Genomic DNA, 19851 nt, shown 5'->3' on the forward strand with positions numbered 1-19851 from the left:
TTGAGGTCGGTTGACCTTGAGAGAGATACTATAGCGGGAAAGATAGGTAAATACTGGATTTCAGGCACAAAAAAAGACGTCTGTTGACGTCTATTGATGTTCCGATGGTGCCGAAGGCCGGACTCGAACCGGCACATCTTTCGATGGTTGATTTTGAATCAACTGCGTCTACCGATTTCGCCACTTCGGCACTGAAGAGGATGCGGAAAACGTTGGGGATTATACCGTTACGTGCCCGGCGCGCAACTCTATTCCGCAGTGTTGTGCGCTAAGCGGCGAAAAAACACACGGAACCGGATAAACCCGCACTTTACCACCGCCAGAATCTTCCCAAACCGCCTTCCCCTCACCTTTCCGTCGGAACTTTCTCATCCGCACCGCCTCTTAGCAACACGAAGCACTAAACCAAACCGAGGTCGAAATGAAAAAGCGCCATATCGCCTGCGCCCTGGCAGCCCTGCTGCTGGCGGGCAATGCGTCAGCCGCAAGCTGGCAGGATCAACTGAGCAGTGCCGCCAACCAGCTCAGCCAGCAAAACAACGGTACAGCAGGTCAGCAGAACGGCGGGCTGTCGATGTCCTCCATTACCAGCCTACTGAACAGCAACGACAAAGCCATGAGCGCCAACAGCATGACCAATGCCGCCGGCGTGATGCAGTACTGCGTGGAGCACAACGTGGTGAAAAACAACGTGCAGTCGGTAAAAGACCAGGTGCTGAGCAAGCTGGGCCTGAACACCACCGCTGCGCAGGAGCAAAAACCGGATTACACCCAGGGCGTGGCCGGGCTGCTGAACACCGGCAATGGCCAGCAGCTGAACCTGCAAAGCCTCAGCAACTCGCCGATGGGCGAGAAGCTCAAAACCAAAGCCTGTGACGTGGTGCTGAAGCAGGGTAAAAACTTTATCTCCTGACCGTCGCCTGCCAGCCCCGCGCTGGCAGGTTTTTCGCCCTTCTCTTCCGCCTGTTTACCGCCTGTCAGCATCCCGCCCGCTGTCTGTATCATCTTGTATCGCAACACGTTAAGTCATAAGTTTTCCTTCCTAATGCGTTGAGCGTTATAGTGATGTTTTGGATTTGAACAGGACGGCACGCATGAAAGGTATCAACATCGCAATTTACTTTGATCCAGACCTGATCACAGCCTGCGTAAATGCGTCAGAAGGGAGCTATGTAAACAAAAAGTTCGAGTACGACGACGGGGTGATCGAAGAGATCTACCAGTGGCTCGAAGAGTACGATCCCAACCGCACGCATATCTGCCTGATTGAAAACGAAAGCGCTGAGCTGCTGGCCGACGAACTGGTGGATAACGGTTATCACGTCCATCAGGTCACCATCCACCAGCTGCTGACCTGGTTCGCCGCCGAACCACCTAAATCCCCGGATGGCACACCGATGCGCCTGATGCTGCGCTACATGGCCGAAGAACACCCGCGCGAATATGAATCCCGCACGCCGCAAACCGAAGCGTTGATGGAGATGTTCGACGAGCTGGATGCGCTGGAGATGGTGGAAGACAACGAAGACGAAGACAACCTGCCCGCCGACCTGCTGCGCAGCATGAAGAAGCATAAAATCAGCGCCAGCGATGCGGCACAGCGCCTGATCCCGGACGTGAACGAACGTATCCGCGAGCACCTGATGCAGTACCCGGAGCTGATGACGCCGGAAATCCTGCAAGACTTCTTCCCGGAGCTGCTGGAAGCGCTGGAACGGCCTAAACACTAAGCGGAATAAGGCATGCTGGAGCTAATCAAAGCAATCGGGTTGGGGCTGGTGGTGATCCTGCCGCTCGCCAACCCGCTCACCACCGTGGCGCTGTTTTTGGGCCTGGCCGGTGAGATGAATTTTCGGGAGCGCAACCGTCAGGCCCTGCAGGCGAGCATCTATGTGTTCGCCATCATGATGGTGGCCTGGTACGCGGGCAGCGCGGTGCTGCATACGTTCGGCATCTCCATTCCGGGGCTGCGCATCGCGGGCGGGCTGATTGTAGCGTTTATAGGTTTTCGGATGCTGTTTCCGGCGAAGCCGGTGGGCCATTCGGTCGAAGCCAAACACAAGCACGATGAGCTGGAAACCGCGCAGGAGCCGGTGAACATTGCCTTTGTGCCGCTGGCGATGCCCAGCACCGCCGGGCCGGGGACGATCGCGATGATCATCTCCTCGGCGTCTACCGTGCGCAGCGGGGTGGATTTTCCGGCCTGGGTCATTAACGTCGCGCCGGTGCTGACGTTCCTGGTGGTGAGCGTGATTTTATGGATTTCCCTGCGCAGTTCAGGGGCGATTATGCGCCTGGTGGGCAAAGGCGGCATCGAGGCGATCTCGCGTCTGATGGGCTTTCTGCTGGTGTGCATGGGCGTGCAGTTCATTATTAACGGCGTGCTGGAAGTGATTCATAACTTCCACTGACGATCTGAGCCGCCCTTAACGGGCGGCTTATCAGCTAAGGCGAAACTGGCATAGCTCAGAACAAACCGGCATTTTGACCTGCTTTGGCGCAGGTTACAGTAGGGTTATCAATCATTAAGGATAACCGCCATGCGCAAACCGCTGCTCCTGCTTACTGCCCTTGCTCTCTCCTCTGCCGCCCACGCGGCAACGCCGAAAGATACGTTCGTGGTCGCCGTGCCGCTGGACGGCATTATTAGTTTTGACCCGGCGGAAAGCTTTGAAACCGTCAGCAACAGCAGCCTGCGCAACATCTACCAGACGTTACTGGAGCCGGACCATCAGGATCCGCAGAAGCTGTCCCCGCTGGCGGCGCTGCGCTGGCAGCCGGGTAAAACCCCAAACAGTCTGGTGTTTGACCTGAATCCGCAGGCGCGTTTTGCCAGCGGTAACCCGTTGACGGCGAAGGACGTGGTGTTCTCCTTTACCCGCGCGGTGAAGCTGAACAAAGCGCCCTCATTTATCCTGAGTGAATTTGGCTGGACGCCGGAGAACATCGACCAGCAGTTCACCGTCATCAACGATCATCAGCTGGAACTGCGCTGGCCGGCACAAATCGGTCAGGATCTGGCCCTGCGCCTGTTGACCGCGCCGGTCTCCTCCATTGTCGACAGCAAGCTGGCGCAGTCGCATGCCGCCAGTAATGACTACGGCAACAGCTGGCTGAAAACCCACTCGGCGGGCAGCGCGGCCTATGCGATCAAACAGTTCGTGCCCCTGCAGGCGCTGGTGCTGGAGGCCAATCCCAACAGCACCCAGAAAGCGCACCTGAAACGGGTGCTGCTGAAAGGCGTAGCCGATCCGGGCACACGTCGGCTGTTGATCCAGCAGGGCGATGTGGATGCGGCGTATCAGTTGGGGCCGGATCAGCTGGCCTCGCTGAAAAGCGATCCCAATGTGCACATCGCGGCCTTTCCTTCCAGCCTGATCTACTATCTGGGCTTTAACACCAAAAGCACGCAGCAACCTGCGCTGGGCAATCCGGCCTTATGGCAGGCGGCGCGCTGGCTGGTGGACTACGACAGCCTGGCGAATCAGCTGCTGAAGGGGCAATATCGCGTGCACCAGAGCTTCCTGCCGCAGGGCTTTGACGGCGCGCTGGAGACCAAACCGTTCCACTACGATGTTGAGAAAGCCAAAGCGATTTTAGCCAAAGGCGGCATTAAGCCTGGCGCGCATATCGCACTGTCGGTGGTGAATCAGCCGCCGTATATCGATATTGCCCAGGCGTTGCAGTCGAGCTTTGCCAAGGCGGAGGTGAATCTGGATATCCAGCCAGTAGCGGAATCGGAGCTGTGGAGCAAGATGCGCAGCCGTCAGTTCGAATCCATCTTTACCTACTGGGGCGCGGACTATATCGACCCGAACACTAACGCCAGCACCTTCGCCTATAACGTGCCAAACGGCAGCAAAACGCTGGCCTGGCGCGTGGGCTGGGATATTCCGGAGCTGAGCGCCCTGACCCGTAAAGCCGCCGGAGAAAGCGATGCCGCGAAGCGCCGGGCCGATTACGTCTCGCTGCAACAGCAGCTTCAGCAGAACTCGCCTTACGTGGTGATGCTGCAGGGCGAGGTGCAGGTCGCGCTGCGCAAGAACGTGACGCACGCCCAGCAGGGCATTGGCGTGACGCTGCTGAATTTTGAAGAGGTGCAGAAGTAAATTTCCGGGCGGCAACACGCAATCTTTACTGACGGCTGCCGCCCCGCTGGCTATGCTTGACGCATGACTGACTTTTCATCAGGTTCTTTCAACATTAAGCCGCACAGATCTTGTTGAGAGACGACAGGTTGTTTTCCTTATCAGATTCTTATCTCTCCCCACTTTGAAACCATCATGTAAATTTATACAACGCTCTTTAACGATGGACGCAGGTCATGATTACCTTGAAAAATGATTACGAAACAACCTCCAAAAGAGCTTAATTTAATAAAAAAATAACATTAATATATTTTGTCATTCATGAAACTTGATGTAATTTATCGTTTCTTACAAATGATGATAACAATCAAGGGAAGCTAATGAAAAAAAGCATGAAAACACTCGTTATGGCAGGGTTGGTTCTGGGAATGGCTTCACAGGCAGCCTATGCTGTGGATGGTGCCTACAGTACGCAGGCAAACCGCCCTATGACTGTCAGTGCACCTAACACCTGGTACACGCTCAATTTTCCAATCCCATCGGGGGCTATTCCGGTTAGCAATGCCACACTGACAGAAATATATTATGATTACTCACTTGGTCAGTCAGACGTGGGGAGTCGTGGTACCTTAACTGTCCAGTTGTGCCAGGGCTCTACCATAAACTGCACTGATGTTTCCTCAGCTAAATCAGGGTCGACTACTTTTTTCAAGGGTAAACCTGCTGGAAATCCACTGTTTCTGTACTACATGGTCAGTAGTAACCGAGCAACCGGAACCATTACTGGAAATGGTGTATCGCAGTTAAGCGTCAACTATACATCAAGCAAATAAATTTATTTGTGCCTGGTAAACGCAATCAGTGATAGCAGCCATCACTGATTGCGTTATTACTATTTCTGATGGGTAAAAATGGATTTAAGGCCAATGCTCCTGGTTATTCAGTCCTGTGATTGTTTTAATTTGCAAAGTTATAAAGTATGAACATCGCAGAAAAGTTGCCCGAATCAGTTTTTGCATCCGCTGAAGCAATTCGCCTAAAAGAAATAACCTATGCTTATGGGATACAGTCGGATGCTACAACCATTTTAAATAACATTTCTCTTTCAATTCATCGTGGTGAAACCTGTGCTATAACGGGACCATCAGGTGCAGGAAAAAGTACACTACTTAACCTTATTGGTTTGCTCGAAAAGCCTGTTAAAGGGAAGGTTATTATTTCCGGCTACGACACATCTACAGCCCTTCCTGACGAACGGGCAGTATTAAGAAATCGCCTGCTTGGATTTATTTTCCAAAATTTTAATCTACTTCCTCGTCTTAACGCCCTTGAGAACGCTGCTTTACCGCTTCTCTATCGGGGTATTAGTAAAGAGAAAGCTTTTATTCGCGCGAAAGATAAACTTGAACTGGTTGGCCTTTCAAATCGGTTAAATCATCGTCCACACGAATTATCTGGAGGACAAAGTCAGCGAGTAGCCATTGCAAGAGCACTTGTTGGAGAGCCGATACTCTTGCTCGCGGATGAACCCACTGGAAACCTTGATCGTAAAACAGGAGATATGATTGCTAATCTTCTTCTGTCGCTGAATGCATTACAAAATACAACGCTGATTATGGTGACACATGATGATGCTCTTGCGAGTAAAATGAAAAGACGCCTGAATGTACTCAACGGAAAAGTATTTGAATAAAAATGCAATTTTTTAGATGGCCCCACTTTTTTGAAAAATTCACGGATGGTGGAATGTATGGCCCTACGCCAAGACAACACTTCTTTTCTGCAATCGAAAACATTCGTTACCTTGGACGCAGAGCTGTACTCGCTTTTGCTGGAATAGCTATTGGTTGTTGTGCTGTAACCGCCTTGATAAATATGGGAAGCATGGCGCAGGCAGAATCGATTAAAGTTTTTAAAGGATTGGGCAGTAATCTCATTATAGCCAACCTTCAACCTTCCCCGGGAAAGTTTAATGCAGGTCTTACACCTCGAGAATTTAATCCATCTTCGCTTTTACGCGCTTTAAAAGATATAAAAAGTGCGAGTGGAGTGATTTTCACTTCATCTGAAGTAAAATATGGCAGCCGGATCATAGGTTCATTAGTTATTGGTGAAAGTGGCGAGCTCGCAAAAATAATGCAGTTAAAACTAACCTCGGGTCGTTTTTTGGGGGATGAAGATTCAGTCAATACTTACGTCCTTGTTGGTTATAATGTCGCTCATCGCGCGGGTTATGCTTCTTTAAATACGGGTGAAAATATAGTTATTGGAAACTATATGTACAAAATAGTTGGCATTTTGAAAAGACAGGGTGAAAATTATCTCTTCCCTTTCAACATCGATGATGCCGTGGTTATGCCTGTTGAAGGTATGAAAAGAGTAATTCATCGGCCAATATTTTCTGCAATTATGATGGTATATCAAGAAAAATCTTCTGCAGAAGATACAGGAAAAAATATCAGTAATTATTTAAAAAAACTGAAAAATGGACTGTCAGTTAACATTCAGATCCCCGAATCACTCATTGATGGTATGAAACAGCAAACCGGGCTTTTTAGTTGGTTACTGATATGCATAGGCGGCGTCTCAATGTTAGCCGGTGGTATAGGCGTCATGAATGTTATGCTTATGAATATAGCCGAAAGAAAAAAAGAAATAGGTATACGACTTGCAATAGGTGCTCGTCCATTCGATATAACCATACAATTCCTTCTCGAGGCTCTCATCCTTAGCGCGGCAGGGGCTTTAGTTGGAAGCGTATGTGGAATCATTAGTTCACTTATATTTTTTTACTTTTCTGTATGGTCTCATTTTATTATTACGCCCTACTCTCTCATACTTGGCGTAACCAGCTCACTCGGGACTGGATTATTTTTTGGACTTTATCCAGCAATGAATGCATCTAAAATAGAACCTGTAAGAGCGCTTAATGATGCGTAAATATACTCTTATTCTTGCCATGATATATGCATTTACAGTTAACTCATCCTACTCAAATATCTCAGCGCAATCTTCACATGGTGCAAATGAAAGTTCGCTCTCAACACCTGAAAATAAAATTAAACTAAATTTAATTGATACCATTGCAATCGGTTTAAGAAATAACAGAGATATTCAAAGTGCCTACCTTGAAAGGATTTCTCAAAAATTCGATCTTCGGGTTGCCGAGGATAGTTTTACACCGAAGATGACTATTACTGGAGAATATCTTAACGGTGAAAATGATGAGAATGGTTATCGCCAAAACAGGATTGGACCGACTGCGACATTGCTCACTCCTTATGGAACGAGATTCAGCCTTGGATGGGCTTATCAAGACCGAAAATCTGATACGCAGAACTCATTCAGCAATGACGGTGCAAGCTTTACTGTAATCCAACCCTTACTTAAAAATGCAGGGAAAGACGTTACCACCGCATCTCGAGAGCTTGCAAGGATGACCGAGGCGCAAAACCGTTTATCTCTTAAATCGACTCTGTCTCACAGAATTACACAAATCGTTGTGGCCTACAGAAATTTTTTGAGATCGAAGGAAGAAATTAATATTGCTCAAGAGTCATTGGACAGAGCAAAAAATCTCACACAGGTCAACGAGGCTTTAATAAAAGCAGGAAGAATGGCTCGATTCGAGGTTGTTCAGACAGAAGCGGATGTTGCAAATCAAGAGTTATCTCTGGAGGAGGCCAGAAATAACTATGAAAGTTCTCGTCTCGGTTTACTTAGCCTCTTGGCACTTGATTTAAATACGCCTATCGATGTATCTGAAAATGCTGATCCTGCTTATGCAAGTATAAATATTAATGAAGCAATTAGTGTTGCTAAAAAAAACCAGCCCGCTTACTTAAGTCAGTTGATTGAAAACAGAAAATCAGATATCAATGTTTTGCTTGCCAGAAATGGACAGCTATGGGATATATCACTTGTTGCTGGCGCAAGTCAAATTCGCTCTCATGCGGGAGATTCAAGTCCTGAAAAAACGTGGGATAAATATGTTGGGGTACAAGTTGAAATACCCGTAGGGGATCTTTCAACAAGAAAAACGCTTATTGATACAAGCGTGACAATGCAAATAAATAAACTCCGCACAGAAGATATGCAACAAAAAATAAGAGAAGATGTTCTCAATGCAGTCAACACAATAAACACTAAATGGAAACAGTACGAGATAGCTCAACGCGCTTACAGGCTGACTGCTGAAAAAGTAAAAATTGAAAGAGAAAAATTACTGGTAGGGCGTTCCACAAACTTCCAAATAATTTCGTATGAGAATGATCTTCGTAACGCAAACAACTTCAAACTGAATGCATCTATCAGTTACCAAAACGCCCTTACAGAATTGGATGAAATTGTTGGTACCACTCTTCAAAGCTGGCATATATCACTAAAAGATGAAGAAAGAAATGAGCCATAATCTTAATAAAAACTGGAAACTTTGGTCTCTGGTTATTTGCACCTGCGTGATTGGGGCTTGTTTATACTTTTCTAAAACGCCTGATGAATCACATCAAACCGCAGAACAATGGTATCCGATTGCACCGGGATCTCTGACGAATACTCTAGGCCTTATAGGGCATGTTGAAGCTGTTGAACAAAAGACGCTTAGTGCACCTTTTGACGGTGTCCTTGAAAAAATAAACGTTCAGGCTGGAGATAGCGTTAAAGCTGGCGATATGCTCTTTACTATGGGAACGTTAGAGCTTGATATTCAGATCAGGAACGCACTTTCAGAACTGCTTAAAACTAAACGGGAAGTCGTACGACTTAAGAACTGGGATCAAGATCCAGAAGTTCATCGCCTGAGACGACAGGTAAGCATAGCAACAGCAGTACTAAACAATAGCCGTAAAAATTTGAAAGAAACGACAGAACTCTACGACAGAGGTATTGTTGCACGCAATGAGGTTGACAATCTACGTCTTCAAATCCAGACGCAAGATCAAGACTTAAAAAATGCCAGGGAAGATCTGGCCACTCTTGAATCAAGAGCCGATAAAGATTCACTACAAATTGCTGAAATCGCTTTCCTTAACGCTCAAGCCCTCTATGAATCGCTTAGAAATATGGCTTTAAATTACCAGGTTCGGGCTCCTTTCGATGGCGTAATTGTTCCCGCCAAATTTTTTGGAGGTGACAAAAGCGTAATTGTAGAATCAGGGCAGCATATATCACAAGGCAATCCTGTTTTTTCAATCACTGGCCTAAAAAATTTTAAAGTACTGGCTCATGTTCAAGAAAGTGATATATCTTTGCTTAAAGAGGGCATGCCAGTGACAGTATCGGGAGAAGGGTTTGGAAACGTTTCCCGTCAAGGTAAAATAACCCGAATTGCTTTCCAAAACAGTAGTGATCAAAACTCAGGAGGGTTAGTTGAATACGAAATAACCGTTTCCTTATCTCCAGAACAGATAAAAAAAATAAATTCAATTAAATTAGGCATGAGCGCAACGCTGGAAGTGCTTGTTTATTCAAATCCACACGGTATAGCTGTACCTCCTCAGGCAATTATGCGAGACAGTGATGGTAATGCTTACGTTTTGTACCGTAATGCCCCCCATTCATCACCTGTTAAAAGACCAATTACAACTGGAAAAAGTGTTTCAGCCGGGATTGAAGTTTTTGGACTGGAATCTGGCGAGGTCTTACTTAAAAATTAAATTATAGCGTTAAGCTCCGTTAACGCTGAAGTACAGCGGGATGGTGTGGTGCAAACCATGGCAAAAAGCGCGGGACGACAGATTACTAACCAGATTATTCGCGGCGTGCTGGGCAGCCTGTTTGGCGGTCGCCGTCGCTAAAGGTCGGTGGCAGCCTGGCTGCCACCTTAACGCTACTTGTGTTTCCAGCTGGTAGACACCGGGTTGGTGACGGTGTTCTTTTCCTGCGTGTAGGTGCCGTTCTGCTGGGCAATCGCCTCGCCAGTATCGACAATCGCGTTCTGGATAAACACGTTCTGCTTATCGCCGCGCACAAAGGTCAGCTGATGGAAGGCGGTCTTGTTGCCCCAGTCGGTGGACGGCAGCGAGATAAAGCGCACCGTGAAGGTCTCATCATCGAACTTGCCCTGCATCACGTATACGCCGTAATGGTTTTCCCCCTGCGAGATGATTTTATAGGTGCCGTTGTCGTAGTAATAAATTTCGGCATCGGGGAAGGGTTTTTTGTCGTACATTTTACGGTAATGCAGAACCTGCTTAATGGTGGGCTTTCCGAAGCTGACGGTCAGATTTTTTCCATCGGCAGAGGTGGTCAGCCCTTCTGCGTGCGCGCCGATGCCACTCATTAACATCAACAGGCTTGCGGTTGCCGTTGCGATTGCTTTCACGTGAATTCTCCTGGTCTGGTTCCATGGATAGGGTGCGTCAACGTACGGAGACTGCTCCCGAAATGTACACTGATGTAACTGTTTATAAGAGTGGTAATTTTTAATGTTATTAGTTTTTAGGAACAGTCTGATTAGCACATCGCCCGACATGTTAAGACAGAGCGGTTTAGTACCAGACTTAACTGCGCTTTTCGGCCTGGATCGGGCAACGTTGACTTACTCAGCAGGCAAGCTGCTAAGATCAGGATATGGATAAACAACGCGAACTAAAACGGACCAAACGCCTGGCGCTTTCGCTGCTGCTGCTGGCCGCCATCACTTTTGTTGTCACGCTGTTTCTGCCGCCCAACTTCTACGTCAGCGGTATCAAAGCCATTGCCGAAGCTGCGATGGTCGGGGCGCTGGCCGACTGGTTTGCGGTGGTGGCGCTGTTTCGCCGCGTGCCGGTGCCGTTTATTGCCCGTCATACGGCCATCATTCCGCGTAATAAAGATCGCATCGGTGAGAATCTGGGCCGCTTTGTGCAGGAAAAATTTCTGGATACCGATTCGCTGCTGAATCTGATCCGCCGCCACGATCCGTCGCACATGCTGGCGACATGGCTGAGCGCGCCCGGTAATGCCGATCGGGTCGGTCGTCATCTGTTGCAGGTGATGCGCGGCTTTCTCGATCTGACGGATGACGCACGCATCCAGCACTTTATGCGCCGGGCGGTACACAAGGCGATCGACAAGGTGGATCTCAGCCAGACCGGCGCGCTGATGCTGGAAAGCCTGACCAAAAATAACCGCCATCAGGAGCTGCTGGATGCCGCGGTCGATCAGTTGCTGCGGCTGCTGGATAAACCCAGTACCCGGGAATTTATTGCTAACCAGCTGGTGCGCTGGCTGAAGCGCGAGCATCCCATCAAGGCCAAAATGTTACCGACCGAGTGGCTGGGCGAGCACAGCGCAGAACTGGTGGCGAATGCGGTGGATTCGCTGCTGGATGATGTGGCGCTGGATCAGGGCCATGAACTGCGGCTGGGCTTTAACCGCGCGGTAGATCGCCTGATTGAGAAGCTGAAAAACGATCCGGAAATGGCGGAACGCGCCGAGGTGATTAAAGGCTGGCTGAAAGACGATCCCACGCTGAACCGCTATATCGGCGAGCTGTGGGGCGATCTGCGCGACTGGCTGAAAGCGGATCTCAACAGCGAGGCGTCAAAAGTGCAGGATAAGGTCCGCCAGGCGGCCCTGTGGCTGGGCGAAACCCTGGCCGCTGATGAAGGGCTGCGCAGCTCGATGAATCAGCATCTGGAAGACGCTGCCCGCAGCGTTGCGCCGGAGTTCGCGGCGTTCCTGACGCGCCATATCAGCGACACGGTGAAAAGCTGGGATGCGCGGGAGATGTCGCAGCAGATCGAGCTGAACATCGGTAAGGACCTGCAGTTTATCCGCATCAACGGCACGCTGGTAGGCGGCACCATCGGGCTGGTGCTGTATCTGCTGTCGCAGATTCCGGCGCTGCTGCCGGTGGTGAAAGGCTGGCTGGCCTGATTTAACACTGCCCTGTTCTGCTTAATTCAACTACATGATTAAAGGGAGGTAAACATCACCTCCCTTAGATGCGGCCTGAACGTGATTTACCTGAAGGACTTCACGATAATTTCAAGCAGTTGCAGTAGTGCAACCATGAGCTTCAGAAATACGCGAGCGATTTCTATCCATCTCATACGCTGGCTCCTGTGGTCAGGAGCACTTACAACCTGCGTACCTTTCCGCTGCCTGTAACAGGCTGATTAGGTTGATAATGCATGATGTGCCCCTGGAGGTTAAGGCACTGACGGCACCACCCGTTGCAGCCAGGACTTGTCAGTCATGAAACGCATCTTTCACAGCACGGTGCGGCCTCAGAGCACATCAACATCAACCTGGAAACGCATAATAAAAACACTGTATAAATAAACAGAAAAATACAATGATTGCGAGCGAAGCCTCAAACCAATCCAGTCAGAGCGTACAATAAAGCATCACCTGCTTGCACCATGCCGGATTAATTCGTATAGTTCAAAACGTTGATAATGCATGATGTGCACCGCACGCAATCGTGCTGACGTAAACAAAAAACCTCGCCTCACCCGCGGGTTTTTTTGTTGTCTGCGCCAGAGAATAAACGGCGGTTATGCCTGATCCAGCGCCGACTGCGCCACGGCCATAAACTGTTTTACCCTGTCCCGATCCACATCATTCCACCAGACGCCGTCCACCTTGAGCGCACTGGCCACAATCACGCCCTGGGTGCGCCCCAGAATCTGGCAGACATTGGCGGGCGTGACGCCCGAACCCACCAGCAGCGGTAAGGCGGTGGCGGCGCGGATCTCGTCGATTTCGTCCAGCGTGGCGCTGTCGCCGGTACGCTGTCCGGTGGCGATAACCGCATCGGCTTCAAAGAAATCAACGTCGCGGGTCAGTTCCTGAATGGAGCGGTCGGCGACTATCGCATGGCTGCCGTGTTTAACGTGGCTGTCGGCAAACACCCGAATATGTTCGGCACGTAGCTGGCTGCGGTAGCGCAGCGCTTTGGCGGCGGCCCCTTCAATAAAGCCTTCGTTGGCAATATAGGCATTCGCCCACTGGTTGACGCGGATAAAATCCGCCCCGCCCGCCAGCGCGGTGGCAAAGGCAGGCAGCGCGGCGTTCGCCAGCACGTTAATACCCAGCGGTACGCCAAAACGTTCGCGCACTTTTTCCGTAATTACCGCCATTAATGCCGGCGTTTCCGGGCCAATATCCTCGGGTTTTGAAAAGGGAATATCGCCATGATTTTCCACGATCAGGCCGTGAACACCGCCGAGAATATAGTTTTCGGCATCACGTAAGGCACGCTCAATGATCGCGCTGACGGATTTGCCGCGATATTTTGGCGAGCCCGGAAACGGGTCACAGTGAATCACGCCAATAACGGCTTTGGGGCGGGAAAATATCGCTTGTATTGCGTCATTTTTTTCTGCTGATATAGCAACCATCGCGTCTTTATCCTGTTCAGGAAAACACTATGCGTGTTTATGTGGCTGGTAATATTACTGTCGATGAAACCTGGTCTGTGACGGATATTCCGGCTAAGGGCGCCTCTGTGCATGGTTATCACCGTTCGCAGGATATCGGCGGTAAAGGCGCGAATCAGGCGATCGTATTATCCCGCTGCGGCATCGAGACGGTTTTACTTGCCGCGACCGGTCATGACAGTAAAGGAAACTGGATCCGTCAGCAGCTTATAAACGAGCCGGTGACGTTACTGCCTGCACAGCCTGTTGCGGCCCTGAGCGATACCTCACTTATTTTAAACAGCGCCGACGGCGATAACGCCATTATTACCAGTACAGCGGCGGCTGAGGCGCTGGATATCGCGACGCTCAGTCACCATCTTGCCGGCGCGCGTCCGGGCGATCTGCTGGTCCAGCAGGGTAATTTCTCGCCCGGGAAAACCCACGCGCTGTTCAGCCTGGCGAAATCCCTTGGTCTGATCACCGTCTTTAACCCTTCGCCGGTGCACGCCGGTTTTCGCGCCTGCTGGCCGCAGGTAGATATTGCGGTAGTGAATCAGCATGAAGCCCAACAGTTAGCGCCCGGTGCCGTTAAAACGTTAGTGGTTACTCACGGCAGCGCCGGGGCCTGGCTGATTCAGGGCGAGCAGCGGACGTTTTGCCCGGCGCAGGCCGCTCATGCCGTGGATACCACCGGTGCAGGCGATACCTTTCTTGCCGTGATGCTGGCATCCGCACTCCTGCGTGGGGGCGAGATTGATAAGTTAGCACTTACTCACGCCAGTAAGGCTGCCGCGCTGACCGTCAGTCGGCATGGCACACGTCAGGCCTTTCCCACCGCAGAGGAGCTCGCCGCGCTGCTCCAGGCAGGCGGCGAGTCAGCGGTTATTTAAACATCGCGCGATAGCTGTCCACGTTGGCTTTGGTCACCACCGTGGCCGGCACCAGAATGGTTTTCGACACGGTTTTGCCTGCGGTAATCGCGTTCAGAGCCTTCACCGCCTCTTCACCCATCTTTTTCGGGTCCTGTTGCAGGACAGCCGTGACATACCCGCCATCGATGCCGCTGATAGCTTTAGAGGTCAGATCCCAGCCAAAGACTTTGATGTCTTTCTGGCGGCCCTGGTTTTCCACCGCCGCAATCGCGCCCAGCAGGGCCGGTTCGCCGGTCGCGTAGATGGCGGTTAAATCCGGGTTGCCGGTGATCAGGTTTTCTGCCGCCGTCATCGCCGTATCCTGCACGTTCTGGCCATCAACCACATCCGCGACGGTGATGCCTGGATGACTTTTAATGGTTTCTTCAAACCCTTTTTGACGCTGGTTCTGCACGGCTGAATTCAGCGCGCCCACAATGCCCAGTCGCGCTTTGCCGCCCATATTTTTCGCCACGTAGTCGACAAAATATTTACCAATGATTTTGCCGCCTTCCAGGTTATCCACGCCCACCTGTGCCGCCTGTGGGCCCGCCGGTAATACCGCATCAATCGCAATGACCGGTATTTTGGCGGCGGCCGCTTCTTTAATTGCAGGCATAATGCCGTTGACGTCAATCGCGTCCACCATAATGCCCTTCACGCCCTGCTGAATATAATTTTCGATCGCGTCGTTTTGCGATACGGGATTATCGTTGGCGTTAAAGATCACTAAATTTTTACCGCTGGCTTTCGCGGCTTCCTGTGCGCCCTGATTCATCTGATTAAAAAACAGGGCCTGCTGATTAATCTGAACCAGCGCATACGTCGTGGCGGCGTGCGCCAGTGAAAATAACGAACCCGCAGACAGTAAGCCGGTAGCCAGCGCAACCGCGCGCAGTTTTCTGGTGTTAAATGCCATCATCATAAAATTCCTCGTCGGGAATGTGCGATAACCAGTCGATCTCCGCATCGTAATGCAGAGGGATTATTGTTGGCGGGCAAATATCGTCTGAATGGCTGATTCAGCCAGGACCTGAATAACCGACTTTCTGTTCGCCGTCCATTATGGTGAACTTGTGAAAGGGATTAATCGGGTTTGGGAGTGACTCCCGGGTCATGCGGTAAACTGTCTCTACCATTCGCTTCCGGCAAAATTTTGTCAAGCGATTATTTTATCGTCAGCGGTCAGGGAAAATACTGTATTCGCTGCGCGTAACTGTGTTACTGATAGCCGATTGCGGGCAAGATGGCAGATGATATGAGTAAAAAACGGGTGTTGTTATCCGACGTCGCAGCGCTGGCCGGGCTGTCAAAAGCGACCGTATCCCGTTATATGAATCAAAGCATTATGCTGCCGCAGGAAACCATCGACCGGATTGAAGCGGCGATTCGTCAACTGGATTATCGCGGCAACAGCCTGGCACGCCGTCTGAGCAAGGGCGGCAGCGAAACCTTAGGGCTGGTCTTGCCCGATATTACCAACCCCTTCTTTGCCGAACTGGCCGATGCCGCCGAAGAAGCCGCCTCGGCCCACGGCTACAGCCTGGTGCTGTGCCTCACCCGCAACCATCCTGACAAAGAGAGCCAGTTTATTCGCTGGCTGGATACCTGCCAGGTGGATGGCCTGCTGTTTACCACTAACCATCCTGATAACGGCCTGTTACGCAAAGAAATTAACCGCCACCAGCGCATCGTACTGCTGGATGAAGACATTCCCGGCAGCATGGTGCCCAAGGTCTTTGCCGATAACGTACAGGGCGGCCGGATTGCCACCGAAAACCTGATCGCCGCCGGTCACCGCCATATCGCCTTTGTCGGCGGGCCGGATGAGCTGATGAGTGTGCGCGAACGCTATCAGGGCTTTTGCACCGCGATGACGCAGGCGGGCCTGCACGTGCCGCCCGAATGGGTGATGTACGGCGAATACCAGCGTGAATTCGGTGAGCAGGCGCTGGAAAGGCTGTTCAGCCGCGATGAGCGCCCTACCGCTGTCTTTGCCGCCAGTGATTATCTGGTGCTGGGACTGCTGGATGGCCTGCGCGCACGCGGACTCACAGCCCCTGAGGCGCTGTCGCTGGTGGGCTTTGATGACGCGACCTATGCCGACTTTACCCAACCGCGCATTTCTACCATCCGCCAGCCCGCGCGGGAACTGGGCCGCACGGCGGTTCACATCATGTTGCGCATTCTGAATGACGACCTCGCCGTGCCCGCCGAAACCCGCCTGCCGGTGGAATGGGTGGCGCGCGATTCAATACAAATGTGTTAACAACGTCCCAAAATGGCGCAAAAGCGCACAATTTTAGCGCAAATAACGCGCTTTTTAATTTCACAGCGTTATAGTGAGTAAACCGGTTTACCTGAAATTAACATTTAAATGTTTTGCATTACAAAAGGTTAGACCGTGAATGTCGCGCCTGTTCCCAGGCTGGCACGGAAGCTGCAATGTCGTACCCGGCAAACAAATATCGTTGTAGCGCGTTGTTCTGTATGTAATGACAAAGGGTTTATCTTGCAGGTAAACCGGTTTACAAGGGCGTAAACCGTGCCGGATAACCTCTTTTTACCCACAGAACAACTTTCCCGTTAGCGGTGATGGGAGTGATCACATGCAGCAAATACAACCTGCCCCGGCACGGGTAGAAATGGTGAATATTACCAAGACTTACGGCGCGATACGGTCCCTGCGCGGCGTCAATCTGCAACTGGCCCCGGGCGAAGTGCTGGGCCTGGTGGGCGATAACGGCGCGGGTAAATCCACGCTGACCAAAGTGCTGTCTGGCGCAGTCGTGCCCACCAGCGGCACGATTCGTATCGATGGTGAAGACCAGCATTTCAGTAACCCGGCGGATTCCCGCCGCTGCCATATCGAGATGGTGTATCAGGACCTGTCGCTGTGCGACACCGTCGATGTGGCGGGCAACCTGTTTATGGGACGTGAGCCGATGAAGTCGATTCTCGGCATTCCGTTTCTGGACGAAGAAAAAATGCACGCAGATGCGCGGGAAATGCTGAAAGGCCTGGGCATTTCAATCCCCGATACGCGCTTACTGGTGCGCAATCTCTCCGGCGGTCAGCGCCAGGCGATTGCCATTGCGCGCGCCGCCGCCTTCGATCCCAAAGTGCTGATTATGGATGAACCCACCGCCGCGCTGGCCGTCGCCGAAGTCGAGGCGGTGCTGGAGTTGATCCGTCGGGTCTCGGCGCGTGGCGTGAGCGTCATCCTGATCACCCATCGCTTACAGGATCTGTTCCTGGTGTGCGATCGCATCATGGTGATGTACGAGGGCACCAACGTAGCGGAGCGCCGCGTGGCCGACACGGATCTGACCGAGATCGTTAATTTGATCGTGGGTGAGAAGTTTGTCGCCCGCTCGGCCGCCGCGCACTGAGCGAGGTAACAGGATGACTATTATGAATCTGAGCAGTTCCCGTATGGCGCAACACTCGTTGCCGCGCCGCCTGCTGCACAACCACTCTGGCGTGGTGAGCATCGCGCTGTTTTTTGTGTTCTGCTGCGTGGTGTTCTCCCTGATCACCGGCAACTTTCTCAGCAGTGCTAACTGGCTGAATATCATTCGCCAGAGCGCGCCGCTGCTGATCGTCGCCACGGCGATGACGCTGGTGATCACCACGGGCGGCATCGATCTTTCCGTAGGATCGACGCTGGCGCTGGTCGGCGCGTTGTCGGCTATCGCGCTGAATAACTGGGGCCTGCCCTGGCCGGTGGTATTGCTGGGTGGCCTGCTGCTGGGCGCACTGGTAGGAGCCATCAACGGCTTCTTTATCGCCTATGAAGGCATTCCGGCCTTTATCGTCACGCTGGCGACGCTGGCGGTGGTGCGCGGCGTGGCGCTGCTGATTACGCAGGGCTATTCCATTCCCATCCCTGCCGACAGCCCGTTCGCTTTTATGGGCCGCGCCTGGGTACTGGGCGTGCCGATGCCCGCGCTGATCGGCATCGTGGTGCTGATCGTCGGCCATATCGTGCTGAATCATATGCGCTTTGGTCGCTATGTCACGGCGATTGGCGCGAATGCGGAAGGCGCGCGCCGGAGCGGCATTAACACCAAAGCCGTGACCATGAAGGTTTACATTATCAGCGGCATGGCGGCGGCGCTGGCGGGCATGATCATCACCGCGCGTCTGGGCAGCGGCTCCTCCAACCAGGGCGAAGGCTTCGAGTTACAGGTTATCGCTGCGGTGGTGCTGGGCAGTACCAGCCTGTTCGGTGGTTTCGGTACCGTTATCGGCACGCTGCTCGGCGCGCTGTCGATTGCCATCATCCAGAACGGCCTGATTTTGTCGCATATCTCCCCGTTTTATACGCAGATCGCCACCGGTACGATTATTTTGCTGGCCATCTGGCTGAACACCCGCATTCTCAACCCGACGCGATCGGCGGCGAAAGGATAGCTGATGAAACATTCTATTTTTCGCCATCCCAATCCGCTGCCGCTGGGCATCAACAGCGGCTATGTGATGACCGTACTCGGTCCGCTGCCGGTGAGTGAAATGGGTGTGACGCTGATGCACGAACATATTCTGCTGGATGCCTCCGGCAAGTGGGTTCCGCCCTGCTGCTGTGGCGATCGTCACCTGGCGGAAATGCCGGTCAGCATCGAAAACCTGGGCGAGCTGTCGCTTAACCCGCTGATCAGTCGCGATAACTGCCAGCTGTTTGATGTGGATTTGGCGATTGAAGAGCTGATGAAGTTTCGTGCACTGGGCGGCGAGACGGTGGTGGATCCCACCAATATCGGCATTGGCCGTGACCCGAAAGCGCTGCAGCGCATCGCGCGCCTGACCGGGCTGAACATCATTATGAGCACCGGACTGTATCTGGAGCCATCTCATCCGGACTGGGTCAAAACGATCAGCATCGAAGCGCTTGCTGACAAGCTGATTTACGACCTGGGCGGCCGGGAAGAGAAACCTGAGGTGCTGGCCGGTTTGATCGGCGAAATCGGCGTTTCCAGCCGCTTTACTCCCAACGAGGAGAAATCCCTGCGGGCGGCGGGCCGCGCCAGTGCCGCGACACGGGTGCCGGTTGAGGTACATCTGCCCGGCTGGGAGCGATTAGGCCATCGGGTACTGGATATTCTGGAAGAAGAAGGCGCTGACCTGCGTCACGTGGTGCTGTGCCACATGAACCCCAGCTTTGCCGATAAGCGCTACCAGCGCGACCTGGCGCAGCGCGGCGCCTTTCTGGAATACGACATGATCGGCATGAGCTATTACTACGCCGATGAGTCCGCGCAGTCACCATCCGATGAAGAGAATGCCCGCGCCATTCGCGAGCTGATCGATGACGGCTTTATCGAACAGATTTTGTTATCGCAGGACGTGTTCCTGAAAACCATGCTGACCCGCTACGGCGGTCACGGCTATGGCTACATCCTTAAACATTTTGTCCCGCGCCTGAAACGCCACGGCGTCAGCGGCGAACAACTTGAAACCTTACTGATTGCTAACCCACAGCGCGTTTTTGGTGGGTAAGGG

General features: G+C 52.0%; 18 protein-coding genes, 1 tRNA gene and 1 pseudogene. 16 read left to right on the plus strand and 4 right to left on the minus strand.

Translation table 11 applies throughout. From position 1 onward, the window contains the following. Positions 1 to 105 precede the first annotated feature (105 nt). Positions 106 to 190: transfer RNA gene (locus C7433_RS07885), tRNA-Leu, on the minus strand. 231 nt (positions 191 to 421) lie between these two features. On the opposite strand from C7433_RS07885, the gene C7433_RS07890 reads away from it, so the two are divergent. The 10 genes and pseudogenes from C7433_RS07890 to C7433_RS07935 all read left to right on the plus strand — a co-directional run. After that, positions 422 to 913: a DUF2501 domain-containing protein gene (locus tag C7433_RS07890; RefSeq protein ID WP_058702596.1), complete on the plus strand. Its 492-nt coding sequence runs from the start codon at positions 422 to 424 to the stop codon at positions 911 to 913. A gap of 181 nt (positions 914 to 1094) precedes the next feature. Continuing rightward, the gene (locus tag C7433_RS07895; protein ID WP_006121820.1) at positions 1095 to 1730 is read left to right on the plus strand and encodes a hypothetical protein; all 636 of its coding nucleotides are present in this window, start codon (positions 1095 to 1097) and stop codon (positions 1728 to 1730) included. A 12-nt stretch (positions 1731 to 1742) separates the two neighbouring features. Next, entirely contained in the window at positions 1743 to 2411 is a 669-nt protein-coding gene (locus tag C7433_RS07900; protein ID WP_006121819.1) for a MarC family NAAT transporter, read from the plus strand. Between the two features lie 129 nt (positions 2412 to 2540). Further along, entirely contained in the window at positions 2541 to 4109 is a 1569-nt protein-coding gene (locus C7433_RS07905; protein WP_110267926.1) for an ABC transporter substrate-binding protein, read from the plus strand. Positions 4110 to 4468: 359 nt separating this feature from the next. Further along, positions 4469 to 4921, plus strand: a complete 453-nt coding sequence (locus tag C7433_RS07910; RefSeq protein WP_110267927.1) for a flagellar protein FlhE — start codon at positions 4469 to 4471, stop codon at positions 4919 to 4921. A gap of 146 nt (positions 4922 to 5067) precedes the next feature. Continuing rightward, positions 5068 to 5781 (plus strand): ABC transporter ATP-binding protein, encoded by a 714-nt coding sequence (locus tag C7433_RS07915; RefSeq protein WP_110267928.1) that lies wholly within the window; start codon positions 5068 to 5070, stop codon positions 5779 to 5781. Positions 5782 to 5834: 53 nt separating this feature from the next. Beyond that, the gene (locus C7433_RS07920) at positions 5835 to 7028 is read left to right on the plus strand and encodes an ABC transporter permease (protein WP_158281342.1); all 1194 of its coding nucleotides are present in this window, start codon (positions 5835 to 5837) and stop codon (positions 7026 to 7028) included. Beyond that, positions 7018 to 8499: a TolC family protein gene (locus C7433_RS07925; protein ID WP_233255764.1), complete on the plus strand. Its 1482-nt coding sequence runs from the start codon at positions 7018 to 7020 to the stop codon at positions 8497 to 8499. The genes C7433_RS07920 and C7433_RS07925 overlap by 11 nt, the downstream gene beginning before the upstream one ends. Continuing rightward, entirely contained in the window at positions 8489 to 9742 is a 1254-nt protein-coding gene (locus C7433_RS07930; protein WP_158281343.1) for an efflux RND transporter periplasmic adaptor subunit, read from the plus strand. Before C7433_RS07925 ends, C7433_RS07930 begins: the two co-directional genes overlap by 11 nt. 33 nt (positions 9743 to 9775) lie before the next feature. Then, positions 9776 to 9883 (plus strand): annotated as a pseudogene (locus C7433_RS07935) (helicase HerA-like domain-containing protein); the annotation flags it as partial. 32 nt (positions 9884 to 9915) lie between these two features. Here C7433_RS07935 and C7433_RS07940 read toward each other — a convergent pair. Further along, positions 9916 to 10410: a hypothetical protein gene (locus C7433_RS07940; protein ID WP_006121814.1), complete on the minus strand. Its 495-nt coding sequence runs from the start codon at positions 10408 to 10410 to the stop codon at positions 9916 to 9918. Positions 10411 to 10658: 248 nt separating this feature from the next. Between C7433_RS07940 and C7433_RS07945 the strand changes: the two genes are divergently transcribed. Next, positions 10659 to 11948 carry a DUF445 domain-containing protein gene (locus C7433_RS07945; protein ID WP_006121813.1) on the plus strand — a complete coding sequence of 430 codons (1290 nt, stop codon included), beginning with the start codon at positions 10659 to 10661 and terminating at the stop codon, positions 11946 to 11948. Positions 11949 to 12571: 623 nt separating this feature from the next. Here the strand turns inward: C7433_RS07945 and C7433_RS07950 are convergent. Next, a complete protein-coding gene (locus C7433_RS07950) occupies positions 12572 to 13417 on the minus strand; it encodes a BtpA/SgcQ family protein (protein ID WP_039338860.1) in 846 nt (281 codons plus the stop codon). A gap of 29 nt (positions 13418 to 13446) precedes the next feature. Here C7433_RS07950 and C7433_RS07955 point away from each other — a divergent pair, with 29 nt between their 5' ends. After that, a complete protein-coding gene (locus C7433_RS07955) occupies positions 13447 to 14328 on the plus strand; it encodes a PfkB family carbohydrate kinase (RefSeq protein ID WP_110267931.1) in 882 nt (293 codons plus the stop codon). Here the strand turns inward: C7433_RS07955 and C7433_RS07960 are convergent. Then, a complete protein-coding gene (locus C7433_RS07960) occupies positions 14321 to 15271 on the minus strand; it encodes a substrate-binding domain-containing protein (RefSeq protein ID WP_039339103.1) in 951 nt (316 codons plus the stop codon). The two genes, C7433_RS07955 and C7433_RS07960, sit on opposite strands and share 8 nt — an antisense overlap. Positions 15272 to 15595: 324 nt before the next feature. Here C7433_RS07960 and C7433_RS07965 point away from each other — a divergent pair, with 324 nt between their 5' ends. The 4 genes from C7433_RS07965 (at position 15596) to C7433_RS07980 (ending at position 19848) form a co-directional block, all read left to right on the plus strand. Beyond that, complete coding sequence (locus tag C7433_RS07965; RefSeq protein ID WP_033739239.1) at positions 15596 to 16618, plus strand: LacI family DNA-binding transcriptional regulator; 1023 nt, start codon at positions 15596 to 15598, stop codon at positions 16616 to 16618. A 376-nt stretch (positions 16619 to 16994) separates the two neighbouring features. Beyond that, complete coding sequence (locus C7433_RS07970) at positions 16995 to 17741, plus strand: ATP-binding cassette domain-containing protein (protein ID WP_161784123.1); 747 nt, start codon at positions 16995 to 16997, stop codon at positions 17739 to 17741. Positions 17742 to 17763: 22 nt separating this feature from the next. After that, entirely contained in the window at positions 17764 to 18765 is a 1002-nt protein-coding gene (locus tag C7433_RS07975; RefSeq protein ID WP_161784121.1) for an ABC transporter permease, read from the plus strand. Between the two features lie 3 nt (positions 18766 to 18768). Next, entirely contained in the window at positions 18769 to 19848 is a 1080-nt protein-coding gene (locus C7433_RS07980; protein WP_110267932.1) for a phosphotriesterase, read from the plus strand. Positions 19849 to 19851: the final 3 nt, after the last annotated feature.

The sequence above is a fragment of the Pantoea sp. PNA 03-3 genome, assembly GCF_003201175.1.
Taxonomy (GTDB): Bacteria; Pseudomonadota; Gammaproteobacteria; order Enterobacterales; family Enterobacteriaceae; genus Pantoea; species Pantoea stewartii.

Coding starts and splice junctions, on each gene's coding strand:
- C7433_RS07890 (WP_058702596.1), top strand. CDS start 422: ATGAAAAAGCGCCATATCGCCTGCGCCCTGGCAGCCCTGCTGCTGGCG.
- C7433_RS07895 (WP_006121820.1), top strand. CDS start 1,095: ATGAAAGGTATCAACATCGCAATTTACTTTGATCCAGACCTGATCACA.
- C7433_RS07900 (WP_006121819.1), top strand. CDS start 1,743: ATGCTGGAGCTAATCAAAGCAATCGGGTTGGGGCTGGTGGTGATCCTG.
- C7433_RS07905 (WP_110267926.1), top strand. CDS start 2,541: ATGCGCAAACCGCTGCTCCTGCTTACTGCCCTTGCTCTCTCCTCTGCC.
- C7433_RS07910 (WP_110267927.1), top strand. CDS start 4,469: ATGAAAAAAAGCATGAAAACACTCGTTATGGCAGGGTTGGTTCTGGGA.
- C7433_RS07915 (WP_110267928.1), top strand. CDS start 5,068: ATGAACATCGCAGAAAAGTTGCCCGAATCAGTTTTTGCATCCGCTGAA.
- C7433_RS07920 (WP_158281342.1), top strand. CDS start 5,835: ATGTATGGCCCTACGCCAAGACAACACTTCTTTTCTGCAATCGAAAAC.
- C7433_RS07925 (WP_233255764.1), top strand. CDS start 7,018: ATGATGCGTAAATATACTCTTATTCTTGCCATGATATATGCATTTACA.
- C7433_RS07930 (WP_158281343.1), top strand. CDS start 8,489: ATGAGCCATAATCTTAATAAAAACTGGAAACTTTGGTCTCTGGTTATT.
- C7433_RS07945 (WP_006121813.1), top strand. CDS start 10,659: ATGGATAAACAACGCGAACTAAAACGGACCAAACGCCTGGCGCTTTCG.
- C7433_RS07950 (WP_039338860.1), bottom strand. CDS start 13,417: ATGGTTGCTATATCAGCAGAAAAAAATGACGCAATACAAGCGATATTT.
- C7433_RS07955 (WP_110267931.1), top strand. CDS start 13,447: ATGCGTGTTTATGTGGCTGGTAATATTACTGTCGATGAAACCTGGTCT.
- C7433_RS07960 (WP_039339103.1), bottom strand. CDS start 15,271: ATGATGGCATTTAACACCAGAAAACTGCGCGCGGTTGCGCTGGCTACC.
- C7433_RS07965 (WP_033739239.1), top strand. CDS start 15,596: ATGGCAGATGATATGAGTAAAAAACGGGTGTTGTTATCCGACGTCGCA.
- C7433_RS07970 (WP_161784123.1), top strand. CDS start 16,995: ATGGTGAATATTACCAAGACTTACGGCGCGATACGGTCCCTGCGCGGC.
- C7433_RS07975 (WP_161784121.1), top strand. CDS start 17,764: ATGAATCTGAGCAGTTCCCGTATGGCGCAACACTCGTTGCCGCGCCGC.
- C7433_RS07980 (WP_110267932.1), top strand. CDS start 18,769: ATGAAACATTCTATTTTTCGCCATCCCAATCCGCTGCCGCTGGGCATC.